Origin of the sequence: Sanguibacter suarezii NBRC 16159 (assembly GCF_001552735.1) — a bacterium.
Taxonomy (GTDB): Bacteria; Actinomycetota; Actinomycetes; order Actinomycetales; family Cellulomonadaceae; genus Sanguibacter; species Sanguibacter suarezii.
This window is the reverse complement of the sequence record NZ_BCRT01000021.1, coordinates 384,252-396,984: the sequence shown is the minus strand read 5'-3', so window position 1 is coordinate 396,984 and position 12,733 is coordinate 384,252. Positions and strand designations below refer to the sequence as shown.

The 12,733-nt window shown below is 68.6% G+C and carries 10 protein-coding genes; 7 read left to right on the top strand and 3 right to left on the bottom strand.

All coding sequences use genetic code 11. From position 1 onward, the window contains the following. Positions 1-25 precede the first annotated feature (25 nt). Positions 26-1,660 carry a chaperonin GroEL gene (gene groL, locus SS2_RS15190; RefSeq protein ID WP_066465570.1) on the top strand — a complete coding sequence of 545 codons (1,635 nt, stop codon included), beginning with the start codon at positions 26-28 and terminating at the stop codon, positions 1,658-1,660. A 245-nt stretch (positions 1,661-1,905) separates the two neighbouring features. Here groL and SS2_RS15185 read toward each other — a convergent pair whose 3' ends face one another. Then, on the bottom strand, positions 1,906-3,045 hold the full coding sequence (locus tag SS2_RS15185; protein WP_066465569.1) for an ROK family protein: 1,140 nt from the start codon (positions 3,043-3,045) through the stop codon (positions 1,906-1,908). Between the two features lie 135 nt (positions 3,046-3,180). On the opposite strand from SS2_RS15185, the gene SS2_RS15180 reads away from it, so the two are divergent. The 4 genes from SS2_RS15180 (at position 3,181) to SS2_RS15165 (ending at position 8,586) form a co-directional block, all read left to right on the top strand. After that, entirely contained in the window at positions 3,181-5,304 is a 2,124-nt protein-coding gene (locus tag SS2_RS15180; RefSeq protein ID WP_066465567.1) for an alpha-galactosidase, read from the top strand. Between the two features lie 109 nt (positions 5,305-5,413). Next, positions 5,414-6,712, top strand: a complete 1,299-nt coding sequence (locus tag SS2_RS15175; protein ID WP_083942297.1) for an ABC transporter substrate-binding protein — start codon at positions 5,414-5,416, stop codon at positions 6,710-6,712. Positions 6,713-6,724: 12 nt separating this feature from the next. After that, positions 6,725-7,672 (top strand): carbohydrate ABC transporter permease, encoded by a 948-nt coding sequence (locus tag SS2_RS15170; protein ID WP_083942296.1) that lies wholly within the window; start codon positions 6,725-6,727, stop codon positions 7,670-7,672. Beyond that, a complete protein-coding gene (locus SS2_RS15165) occupies positions 7,669-8,586 on the top strand; it encodes a carbohydrate ABC transporter permease (RefSeq protein WP_066465560.1) in 918 nt (305 codons plus the stop codon). The genes SS2_RS15170 and SS2_RS15165 overlap by 4 nt, the downstream gene beginning before the upstream one ends. An 88-nt stretch (positions 8,587-8,674) precedes the next feature. Here the strand turns inward: SS2_RS15165 and SS2_RS15160 are convergent, their stop codons facing one another. After that, a complete protein-coding gene (locus SS2_RS15160; protein ID WP_066465559.1) occupies positions 8,675-8,962 on the bottom strand; it encodes a WXG100 family type VII secretion target in 288 nt (95 codons plus the stop codon). 182 nt (positions 8,963-9,144) lie between these two features. Beyond that, positions 9,145-10,119, bottom strand: coding sequence for a LacI family DNA-binding transcriptional regulator (locus SS2_RS15155; protein ID WP_083942340.1), 975 nt, complete (start codon positions 10,117-10,119; stop codon positions 9,145-9,147). 247 nt (positions 10,120-10,366) lie between these two features. On the opposite strand from SS2_RS15155, the gene uriH reads away from it, so the two are divergent. Both uriH and uriT read left to right on the top strand, forming a co-directional pair. Then, entirely contained in the window at positions 10,367-11,311 is a 945-nt protein-coding gene (gene uriH, locus SS2_RS15150; protein ID WP_066465877.1) for a uridine-preferring nucleoside hydrolase UriH, read from the top strand. Further along, the gene (gene uriT / locus SS2_RS15145) at positions 11,311-12,732 is read left to right on the top strand and encodes a uridine transporter UriT (protein WP_066465557.1); all 1,422 of its coding nucleotides are present in this window, start codon (positions 11,311-11,313) and stop codon (positions 12,730-12,732) included. The genes uriH and uriT overlap by 1 nt, the downstream gene beginning before the upstream one ends. The last annotated feature ends 1 nt before the right edge of the window (position 12,733 follow it).

The following is a 12,733-nucleotide window of genomic DNA, read 5'->3' as shown; positions in this document are numbered from 1 at the left end:
GCCACCAGCGGAGGATCACACCCCAATGGCTAAAATCATCGCCTTCAACGAGGAGGCCCGTCGCGGTATGGAGCGTGGACTCAACATCCTCGCCGACACCGTGAAGGTCACGCTCGGCCCCAAGGGTCGCAACGTCGTCCTCGACAAGAAGTGGGGCGCGCCCACCATCACGAACGATGGTGTGAGCATCGCCAAGGAGATCGACCTCGAGGACCCCTTCGAGCGCATCGGTGCTGAGCTCGTCAAGGAGGTCGCCAAGAAGACGGACGACGTCGCTGGCGACGGAACGACCACGGCTACCGTGCTGGCTCAGGCTCTCGTGCGCGAGGGCCTGCGCAACGTTGCTGCCGGCTCCAACCCGATCGCGCTCAAGCGCGGTATCGAGGCTGCTGTCGAGGGCGTCATCGAGCAGCTGCTCGTCGCCGCCAAGGACATCGAGACCAAGGAAGAGATCGCCGCCACCGCTGCCATCTCGGCCGGGGACACCGCGATCGGCGAGCTCATCGCCGAGGCGCTGGACAAGGTCGGCAAGGAAGGTGTCATCACCGTCGAGGAGTCGAACACCTTCGGCCTCGAGCTCGAGCTCACCGAGGGTATGCGCTTCGACAAGGGCTTCCTGGCCCGCTACTTCGAGACTGACGCCGAGCGTCAGGAAGCTGTCCTCGAAGACCCGTACGTCCTCATCGTCGAGTCGAAGATCTCGAACGTCAAGGACCTGCTGCCGCTGCTCGACCAGGTCATGAAGGCCGGTCGCTCGCTGCTCATCATCGCCGAGGACGTCGAGGGCGAGGCTCTTGCGACCCTCGTGCTCAACAAGATCCGTGGCACCTTCAAGTCCGTCGCCGTCAAGGCTCCGGGCTTCGGCGACCGCCGCAAGGCGATCCTGCAGGACATCGCCATCCTCACCGGTGGTCAGGTCATCTCCGAGACCGTCGGCCTCAAGCTGGAGACCGCGACCCTGGACCTGCTCGGCCAGGCCCGCAAGGTCGTCGTCACCAAGGACGAGACCACGATCGTCGAGGGCTCCGGCGACGTCGACCAGATCGCCGGTCGCGTCAAGCAGATCCGTTCCGAGATCGAGAAGTCGGACTCCGACTACGACCGCGAGAAGCTCCAGGAGCGTCTCGCCAAGCTCGCCGGCGGTGTCGCGGTCATCAAGGCCGGTGCCGCTACCGAGGTTGAGCTCAAGGAGCGCAAGCACCGCATCGAGGACGCCGTGCGCAACGCCAAGGCAGCCGTCGAAGAGGGCATCGTCGCCGGTGGTGGCGTCGCTCTCATCCAGGCTGGCAAGGTCGCGTTCGAGTCTGCCGCCATCCTCGCCCTCGAGGGCGACGAGGCGACCGGTGCGCAGATCGTGCGTGCCGCGATCGACGCTCCGCTCAAGCAGATCGCGATCAACGCTGGTCTCGAGGGTGGAGTTGTGGCCGAGAAGGTCCGCAACCTCCCCTCCGGCCACGGCCTCAACGCCGCGACCGGCGTCTACGAGGACCTGCTCGCCGCTGGTGTGAACGACCCGGTCAAGGTGACCCGCTCTGCTCTGCAGAACGCTGCCTCGATCGCGGCCCTGTTCCTCACCACCGAGGCAGTCGTCGCGGACAAGCCCGAGAAGGCTGCCCCGATGGGCGGCGGAGACGGCGGCATGGGCGGCATGGACTTCTGAGTCCACCCCGCACTGCGCCTTAGCGCTGCCAGAGGGCTGGTTCGCCCGGGATACCCCGGGCGGACCAGCCCTCTGTCGTTGCCCGGCGCCGAACGCGCGCTTCCCCCCAACCGGGCCCACACCACGGCCCCGGAGCTCGCCGAACTCGTGAATGGTCCGCCGAACTCGTGAGCTACCGGGATGGGATCAGTCGTGGCTCACGAGTTCGGCGTAGGGCTCACGAGTTCGGGGGGAGGGGTGGGGGGTCAGGATCCTAGTGAACCGATGCTGTCCTGGATCGCGACGGCGGCGGCGCCCTGCGCCCACGAGGTGAAGCCGGTCGCGTCGACGAGCAGCTCGAGCGGGCTGGCGTCGGGGTCGCGGTCCGCGGCGAGAGCCGCGGTGAACACCGGGTCGATGACGTCGAGCAGGGCGATGCCCTCGCCGGCCAGGACCACGGTGGAGACCATGGCGATGTTGCTCACTGCCGCCACCAGGTGCCCCAGTGCCCGCCCGGCGGAGTCGACGACGGCGCGGGCCGCGGCGTTCCCGGCTGCGGCGAGCTCGAGCACCTCCGCGTAGCTGACGGGACGGCCGAGGGCGGTGGCCACCTGGGCGGTCATGCTCGGCATCGAGAGCATCGCTGTGGAGCAGCCGCGGTGGCCCTCCATGCACACCGGGCCGGCCGGGTCGAGGGGGAAGTGCCCCAGGAGCCCGAGCCCGACGTCGTGGGTACGGATGACGCGGTCGTTGATGACGAGCCCATAGCCGACCCCCGCCCCGACCGTGATGACGGCGAAGTCCGTGCGTCCCCGGGCTGCGCCGAACCAGTGCTCGGCCGCGGTGAGGGCGACCACGTCGTTCTCGACCGTGGTGGGCAGCGCGAGCCGGTCGCGGACCGCCTTCGCGAGGTCGACGTCGCGCCAGGCGAGGAAGGGGGCGCGCTGCACGACGCCGTCGCCGGTGACGTTCCCGCCGAGGCTGACGCCGATCCCCGCGAAGCGCTCGGCCCCGCCCAGGGCGTCGACGACGCTCTCAATGGCGTCCAGGACCGCCGGCAGGTCTGTGGAGGTGAAGCTGGCGTCGGCGTGGTGGAGCTCATTGGCGCGCAGGTCCGTGCTCACCCCGACGGCGGTGTCCCCGGTGATCTTGATGCCCACGAAGGTCAGCGCGTCGACGCGGACGTCGAGGGGACGGGCCGGGCGTCCGACCCCGCCGTCGGTGAGCTCGGCTCCCTCGACGAAGATGCCTTGGTCGAAGAACGGCTTGCTCAGACGGGTCAGGCTCGCGGGGGAGAGGCCGAGGCGACGGCCCAGCTCGCCTCGCGAGATGGGCCCACGGACGATGACTTCGCGGGCGAGTTCGCGTGCGGAGTCACTGAGTGGCGGGCTCACCTGCGAGGTCATAGCCGTGTTTCTCCTAGTCGGAGGACATTATTTTCCCTCAGCGTACTATTCGGAGCCCTGCGCGGGGAAGCGATCGAACAAAGGCGGCAAATCGGCCGGGTTGACATGGCAATTCTTTCCGTCTAAAAATTATCCATGCAACGTAGCACCCTCCACCTGCGCAATGGCGACACGAGCGTCGTCCTCGATCTGACCACTGACGGGCTGCCGGCCATCGTGCACTGGGGGACCGACCTCGGTGACCTCACCACGGCCGAGCTCGACGGACTGGCCCTGGCAGCGGTGCCGCAACGGGTCTCCGGCGGCATCGACGTGCCGGCTCGCCTCACCCTGCTCCCGCAGGACGCCTTCGGCTGGCAGGGCACCCCCGGCCTCGACGGCCACCGCGCCGGACTGCTCTTCTCCAGCGCCCTCGCGCTCACCAGCCACACCGCGACCGAGCACAGCGCGACGTTCACCGCCCGCGACGACGTCGCCGGCCTGGAGCTCCTCGTCGAGCTCGACGTCACCCCCGCCGGGCTGCTCACCCAGCGCCTCACCCTCACCAACCTCGCCGACACCCCCTTCGAGCTCGGCGCGCTCGCCCCCACCTTCCCGCTCCCGGCCACGGCCACCGAGATCCTCGACACCACCGGACGCCACCTGCGCGAACGCTCCCCCCAGCGCCGCGACCTCACCGTGGGCATCCACCTGCGGGAGAGCCGCAAGGGCCGCCCCGGCGCCGACGCCAGCCTGCTGCTCGCCGCCGGCGAGCGCGGCTTCGGCTTCGAGTCCGGCCTGGTCCACGCCGTCCACGTGGCGTGGAGCGGCAACCACCGCCTGGCCGCCGAGCGCACCGTCACCGCCGAGTCCTTCCTCCAGGCGAGCGAGCTGCTGCTGGCCGGCGAGCTGGTCCTGGCACCGGGGGAGTCCTACACCACCCCGCTCGCGATGGGTTCCTGGGGCGAGGGGCTCAACGAGCTCGCCGGGCGCTTCCACACCGAGGTCCGCGGCCGTGCCGTGCACCCCACCCGCCCCCGCCCGGTCACCCTCAACACCTGGGAAGCGGTCTACTTCGACCACGACCTCGCCACCCTGACCGCCCTCGCCGAGCGCGCCGCACGCGTGGGCGTCGAGCGCTTCGTGCTCGACGACGGCTGGTTCCTGGGCCGCCGCGACGACACCGCGGGCCTGGGTGACTGGTACGTCGACGCCGACGTGTGGCCGGAGGGTCTCGACCCGCTGATCTCCACCGTGCGCAACCTGGGCATGGAGTTCGGGCTGTGGTTCGAGCCGGAGATGGTCAACCCCGACTCCGACCTGGCTCGCGCCCACCCGGACTGGCTGCTGCAGCCAGCCGGCCGCCTGCCCGTCCCGGCCCGCCAGCAGCAGGTGCTCAACCTGGCGATCCCCGAGGCCTTCGACTACATCCTGACCCGGATCGACGACCTGCTCAGCACCTACGACATCGCCTACATCAAGTGGGACCACAACCGCGACCTGCTCGGCGCGGGCGACGCCCGCACCGGTCGCGTCGTCGTGCACGAGCACACCCTGGCGCTGTACCGGCTGCTGGACGAGCTCAAGGTTCGTCACCCCGGGCTCGAGATCGAGTCCTGCGCCTCGGGCGGGGCGCGCGTGGATCTGGGCATCCTGGAGCGCACCGACCGGATCTGGACGAGCGACTGTATCGACCCGATCGAGCGGCTGGACAACCAGCGCTACACCGGACTTCTGCTGCCGCCCGAGCTCATGGGCGCCCACATCTCCGGGCCGCGCTCGCACTCGACCCACCGCAGCCACGACCTGTCCCTGCGGGCCGGCATCGCCTTCTTCCACCACCTGGGCATCGAGTGGGACATCTCCCGCCTCACCGATGCCGAGGAGGCCGAGCTGACCCGCTGGGTCGGTGCGCACAAGGCCGTCCGCGACCTCGCCCACACCGGCCGCGTCGTCCACGCCGACCTGCCCGACGAGTCGATGGACCTGCGCGGGGTGGTGGCAGCCGACGGTTCGCGCGCCCTGTTCACCATCACCCAGCGCACGACGAGCGCGAACTACCCGACCGGGCGCCTGCACCTGCCCGGCCTGGACCCGCTGCGCAGCTACACCGTGCGCCTCGCCGAGCCCTTCGACGCAGTCCCCGGCCCGGGGCAGTCGCCGTTGCTGTGGGCCCAGGACGGAGTCACCACCACTGGCCGGGCGCTGGCCACCGCCGGCCTGCAGGCGCCGATCCTCTACCCCGAAGAGCTGCTCCTCATCGACGTCCGGGCCCTCTGACCGAGCGGGGCGGTCGACCCGCCCGCTCAGCACCACCCACGATGCTCCACCCTGCGACAGGCCGCTGGCGGCCGGGTCGTGACTCATCACTCGCGCACGGAGGCGCAGCATGCACCAGGACAACCCCCAACCCCGACGACGCCGTCGGCGCCTGACCAAGGGTGCCGCCACGATCTCCCTGGCGGCGCTCATGATGGCCGCCGTCGCCGGCTGCTCGACCGACTCCGATCAGGTCACGTTGAACTTCTTCCAGTTCAAGCCGGAAGCCGTGGCTGACTTCGACCGGCTCATCGCCGGCTTCGAGGCGGAGAACCCCGGCATCACCGTCGTGCAGAACCACCAGCCGGAGGCCGACACCGCGCTGCGCACGCTGCTCGTCAAGGACAAGGTCCCCGACGTCATGACGCTCAACGCCAACGGGACCTTTGGTGAGCTCACCGAGGCCGGGATATTCGCCGACATGTCCGCCAACCCCGCGCTGGCCACGGTCGCCGACGCGTCGATCAAGATCGTCACCGACCTGGGCCAGTTCGGCGACGAGATCAGCGGTGTGCCCTTCGCCCTCGCGGCGTCGAGCATCATCTACAACAAGACGATCTTCGCTGAGCACGACGTCGAGGTCCCCCAGACCTGGGACGAGCTCATCGCGGCTGCGGACACGTTCCAGGCGGCGGGCATCACAGCCTTCTACGGGACGCTCAAGGAGCAGTGGCCGGTCATGCCGGCCTTCAACAACCTGGGCGCTGCCCTGCTACCGGAGAACTTCTTCGACGACCTGCGCGCCGAGGGCACGGACGTCGACGCTGACTCGGCGGTGTCGTTCAGCGCGGACTACCGAGAGGCGGCGGAGAAGATCACGAAGCTGTTCTCCTACAACCAGAAGGGCGCGGCCAGCCGCGACTACAACGCCGGCAACAAGGCCTTCGCCGACGGTGAGGCCGCGATGTACCTGCAGGGAACGTTTGCCATCGCCCCGATCCTGGCGAACAACCCCGACCTGGACCTCGGCACCTTCCCCTACCCCGCCTCGAACGACCCTGCCGAGAACGTGCTGGTCACGGGCGTCGACGTGGTTCTCGCCGCCGGACGGGACACCCCCCACCGCGCTGAGGTCGACAAGTTCATCGCCTACCTCATGCGGCCTGAGCACGTCGCCGCCTACGGCGAGGCGCAGTCGACCTTCTCCCCGCTCGTCGACGCCGAGCCGTCGACGAACCCGTACCTGGCCGGCCTGAACGACTTCGTGGCACAGGGTCGGATCACCGGATACATCGACCATCAGATCCCCGCGTCGATCCCGTTGCAGCCGCTCGCCCAGCAACTGGTCCTCGACGGCGACACCGATGCCTTCCTCACAGACCTCGACAACGAGTGGCGCAAGGTCGCGGCCCGCTCGACCAAGAGATGACGGAGCACGACCATGGCAACAACCTCAGCAACGCGCGCCCCGCTCGTGCCGCCTGACGCGCGCACCCGACTGACCCGGCGCAGACGGACCGGCGCGGGCCGGATCTCCCCGACCTTCTACTGGATGGTCATCCCGGCCGTCGTCCTGTTCTTCGTCTTGCACACGGTTCCCGTGCTCACCGGCATGTTCTTCTCGATGACGAACTACGCCGGCTACGGAAGCTGGGACTTCACCTGGTTCGACAACTACGTCAACCTGTTCAAGGACGACCAGGTGATCAAGGCGTATCTGTTCACCTTCGGCTTCGCCCTCGTCGCCACGGTCGCGGTGAACGTCATCTCCCTGGCGGTCGCCCTCGGCCTCAACGCGAAGATCAAGTTCCAGACCGGGATGCGCGGGATCTTCTTCATCCCCAACATCCTCTCGATCCTCATCGTCGGCTACGTCTTCAACTACCTCTTCTCCAACTCTCTGCCTGAGATCGCCGAGCGGCTGGGCATCACGGCCTTGTCGTCGTCCATCCTGGCCAACCCGGACCTGGCCTGGGTCGGGATCGTCATCCTCGCGGTGTGGCAGGCCGCGGCCTTCAACATCATCATCTACCTGGCCGGCCTGCAGACCATCCCGGGTGAGGTGTACGAGGCAGCCTCCCTCGACGGGGCGGGGCCCGTGCGCAAGTTCTCCTCGATCACCTTCCCGCTGATCGCGGCGTTCTTCACGATCAACATGGTGCTGTCGCTGAAGAACTTCCTCCAGGTGTTCGACCACATCGTCGCTCTCACCGACGGCGGCCCGGGGACGTCCACGCAGTCGGTGTCGCTGCTCATCTACCGCGGCGGCTTCCAAGGCGGGGAGTACGCCTACCAGACGGCGAACGCAGTGATCTTCTTGCTCGTCATCGTCGCCATCTCACTGTTCCAGCTGCGCGTCCTGCAACGTCGGGAGTCTTCGCCCTCATGACCACCACCCTCAGCCCCGAGCCTGCCCAGGTCGCCGCCCCCGCGACGACCCCCGCCCCCCGGCGCACGGTCCGTCGTCGGGCACGCACTGACGAGGACGGCCGCCAGATCAACTGGTGGATCACAGCCCTGCTCATGGTCTGCTCCCTGACCATCCTGATCCCGCTGTACTTCACGGTCGTGACGGCCCTGAAGACCCCCGACCAGCTGGGCGGGACCGGCTTCGAGCTGCCGACCTCGATCCACCTGCAGAACTTCGCCGACGCGTGGAACCTCACGAACTTCCCGCGGGCGCTCATGAACACCGCCCTCATCACGGTCGGCGCGGTGCTGCTGACCCTGGCGACCAACTCGATGGTCGCCTATGCCATCGCCCGGAACATGCACCGCAAGTTCTTCAAGGGCATCTACTTCTACCTCGTCTCGGCCATCTTCGTGCCGTTCCCCATCATCATGCTGCCGGTGGTCAAGCAGACGGCGCTGATGGGGCTGGACAACCAGGCCGGCCTGATCCTGCTCTACACGGTGTTCGGGTTGTCGACGAACACGTTGTTCTTCGTGGCGTTCATCAGGTCGATCCCGGTCGAGCTGGAAGAAGCCGCGCTGCTCGACGGCGCGACGACGTGGACGGTCTTCCGCAAGGTCATCTTCCCCTTGATGTCCCCGATGCTGGCCACTGTGGGCATCCTGACGTGCGTGTGGGCGTGGAACGACTTCATCCTGCCGCTCGTGGTGCTCTCCGACCCGTCCGCACAGACGCTGCCGCTGGCCAACTACGTGTTCCAGGGGCAGTTCAACACCAACTACACCGCTGCCTTCGCCTCCTACCTCATGGCCATGGCCCCGCTGCTGATCGTCTACCTGTTCGCCCAGCGGTGGGTCATCTCCGGCGTGATGCGCGGATCGATCAAGTGAGCTGACCCGTGACGCTCGACCTGCCGAGTGCTCCGCCTGTCACTCGCCCGACCTGCCCGGTGTCCACCGGGCAGGTCGGGCGGTGCGCTCACAGGAAGTTCGTGCGCGCGGCCGTCTCCGCCTCGTCGTAGGTGGCGGCCGTGCGGCCCAGGGCCGAGGTGATCGCGTCGAGGCCGTTCTCCACCTGGACCTGGGTGGCCTGCCACTGGGCGACCACCCCCGAGAAGGCGAGCGCAGCCGCTCCCGTCCAGGAGGACTGCAGGTCGGTCAGGTGACGCTGCATCGCGGCGACCTCCGACCTGATGGTGGACACGGACGTGGCCACCACCGCACTCGCTGCCGAGACCTGACTGACGTCTACTCCGAACTTGCTCATGGTGACTCCTCGGGGTCGGGGCACCGGGTGGTGCCGGGCGCGGACCCTCTGACGGACTCCGTCGCTCGAGCACGACGTTAGGACTCTGCGCCCGCGGTGACCGGACCCCTCGCGTCGGCTGTAGTTGGCGGTGACGGCCGATGACCTGGGGAGGAGCTGTAGCCGCAGAGCGCGGACGCGCTTCAGCCGCCGGTGGACTCTCGCACGACGAGCCGGCTGCACAGCAGGGCTGCGGCGTCGGGCTCACGGCCCTCCATGAGGGCGCGCAGGTGCGCCGCCGCAGCGTGGCCGAGCTCGCGGCCGGGCAGCTCGACGCTGGTCAGGCCGGGCCGGGAGACCTGGGAGTAGGGAAGGTTGTCGAAACCGGCCACGGCGAGGTCGCCGGGCACGTCCACCCCCAGGGCGCGCGCCGCGTGCAGCACGCCATAGGCCTGGGTGTCGGTGGCGCACACGACGGCGGTGACGCCCTCCGCGTGCCAGCCGGGCCAGGCCTGGGTGAAGGTCTCCGAGGAGTCCTCGAGGTCGATGACCGAGCGGGGCACCTCGCCCGCCGCCGCCCGCATGCCCACCTCCTCGGCTCGGGTGAGGAACGCCTCGCGGCGCAGCGCGAAGGTCGCGGTCGCGGTGACGGAGTCGAGGTAGGCCACTGTCTGGTGCCCACGGGAGGCGAGGTGCTCGGCGAGGGCTCGGGCCCCCGCCGCGACGTCCATGTCCACCGACGGCGCGCTGGTGATGTCCGGGGCGTCGAGCAGCACCGTGGGGGCCTCGATGGCCAGGTCCTGCAGGAACTGGGCGTTGGGAGCGTCGACGAGCAGACCGGCGGGGCGGAAGGCGAAGAGCGACCGCACGTCGCCCGCCTGGGGCACCTGCCCGACGTCGCTCACGGAGAGCAGGAGCTGGTAGGTGGGACCGAGAGCGTCCTTGACGCCGGCGATGACCTTGCCGAAGAACGGGTTGGCGATGTCCGGGGCGACGAGGATGACGTAGCTGCTCGACCCGCGCGAGAGGGAGCTGGCGACCTTGTCGACGACGTAGTTGAGCTCGTCGATCGCCTCCTCGACCCGGTTGATGATCTGCACGGAGACGCGCCCCGCCGTCTTGCCGTTGGCGACCAACGAGACCGTGGCGGGGGAGACCCCTGCGCGGGCAGCCACCATGGCCGCGGTGACCCGCTGGTAGGGGGCACCCGTGGTCGTCGACTCCTGTGTCCTGTCACCCATGGTCAGATCGTAGCCACTGTGGGGCGGCAACCGTTGGTGCCACGAACGTCAAGCGCATAACCCCTGGTCAACGTTAAGCGCTTGACGCGGCCGTCGAGACCGGTGCAGAATCCAGTGATAACCCCGGCGATGACGCCACGAGAGGCCATTGACGGCCGCTCACCCCGACGAAGTGGAGCACCTGATGCCCAAGAAGATCATCCTCGACTGCGACCCCGGACACGACGACGCGATCGCGATGCTCCTCGCCCACGGCAGCCCAGAGATCGACCTGCTGGCCGTGACGACGGTGGTGGGCAACCAGACCTTGGAGAAGGTCACCCGCAACGCGCTGTCGGTCGCGAAGATCGCCGGGATCACCGGTGTCCCCTTCGCCGCCGGGTGCGCTCGTCCCCTCGTGCGCCAGATCGAGACCGCCCCGGACATCCACGGGGAGTCCGGCCTGGACGGACCGGTCCTGCCGGAGCCTGAGCTCGAGCTCGACCCCCGCCACGCCGTCGACCTCATCATCGACCTCGTCATGAGCCACGAGCCCGGGACCATCACCCTGGTGCCCACCGCGGGCCTGACCAACATCGCCCTGGCGGCCCGCAAGGAGCCGCGCATCGTCGAGCGGGTCAAGGAGGTCGTCCTCATGGGCGGCGGGTACCACGTCGGTAACTGGAGCGCTGTCGCGGAGTTCAACATCAAGATCGACCCCGAGGCCGCCCACATCGTCTTCAACGAGAGCTGGCCCGTGGTCATGGTCGGCCTCGACCTCACCCACCAGGCGCTGGCCACCGACGAGGTCGTCGAGCAGATCAAGGCCGTCGGTACGAAGCCCGCACAGTTCGTCCTGGAGCTGCTGGAGTTCTTCGGCGAGACCTACCGCGACGCCCAGGGCTTCGACTTCCCGCCGGTCCACGACCCCTGCGCCGTGGCCTACGTCATCGACCCGACGATCGTCACGACCCAGAAGGTCCCGGTGGACATCGAGCTCACCGGCACCCTCACCCTCGGCATGACCGTCGCGGACTTCCGCGCCCCGGCCCCCGACGACTGCACCACGTCCGTGGCCGTCGACCTCGACCACAAGCGGTTCTGGGACCTCATCACCGACGCGCTCGTCACCATCGGGGACGTGGAGTGATGACCGCCTCGACCGCACCCCTCACCACGGGCCCCCGGGTCCGCATCGGCGTCCTCATGACGGCGCTGCTCGCCGCCTGTGTCGCCTTCCAGCTCAACGCCTCGATGCTCAGCCCGGTGCTGGTGACGATGGCCAAGGAGCTCAAGACCGACGACGCCGCGATCGGTCTGTCCCAGACCATGTTCTTCACCGCGGCAGCGCTGTTCTCCCTCTTCCTGCCTCGTCTGAGCGACATCGTCGGACGGCGCAAGGTGCTCGTCTGGATGCTGGCGATCATGACGCTCGGCACCGTCCTGGCGGCCCTCGCCCCCAACGTCGGCGTGCTCTACGTCGCCCGGATCATCCAGGGTGTCTCCGGACCGGTCGTGCCGTTGTGCCTGCTCATGCTCCGTCACGAGATCTCCGACCCGAAGATGTACGGGACGATGATGGGCCTGGTCACCGCCGTCAACGGCGGTATCGCCGGGGTCGACGCACTGGCCGGTGGCGTGCTGGCGAGCAACTTCGGCTTCCGTTCGGTCTTCTGGGTGATCACCGCCGTCGCGGCGATCAGCACCGTCCTGGTGGCCAAGTTCGCCCCCGAGTCCAAGCCGTCGGCCGGCGTGAAGATGGACTGGTACGGCGTGGTGGCCCTCATGATCTCCATCGCCAGCCTGCTCATCGGTCTCAACGAGGCCGGCAAGACGAGTGCGGCGAACTGGACCTTCGTCGTCGTCTCCCTCGTCATCTCGGTGGTCGCCTTCATCGCCTTCTGGACCATCGAGAACCGCAGCGCCGAGCCCCTCGTGGCCCCGCGCCACCTCAAGCAGCGTTCCACCTGGGCTCTGCTGCTGACCACGCTGCTCACCATGACCGGTGTGTTCGCGACGGTCAACGGCCTGGTCATGTCCTTCGCCCAGAACCCGACCGCCGGCTTCGACCTCGGCGCGGACGCGGCATCCCTCGCGCTGCTGACCCCGTACGCCATCGTCGGGTGGATCGTGGGACCCTTCGCCGGGCGCCTGGCACCGACCCTGGGCTACGGGAACGTGCTGCGGATCGGTCTGGCCGGCTCTGCCGCGTCGATCGCGCTCATGGCCTTCGTCGGCATCAACTCCCTGCCGGTGCTCATCGCCGCGACCGTGATCACGGGCATCTGCTACGCCGGGATGGTCAACATCATGCTCAACGGCCTCGGCGTGGTCCTCTCGCCCAAGGACAACCCCGGGTTCCTGCCCGGCCTCAACGCCGGTGCCTTCAACCTCGGTGCTGGCCTGAGCTTCGCCGTGCTCCCCGCGGTGCAGATCCTCGGCAGCCCGGCGGGTGAGGGGTCGAGCCAGGGCTACGTGACCGCCATGATTGTCGGACTGGTCATCACCCTCCTGGCGCTGGCCGTCTCGTTCCTCATCCCGCGCCCTGTCGGCGCCGAGATCGCGGACTGAA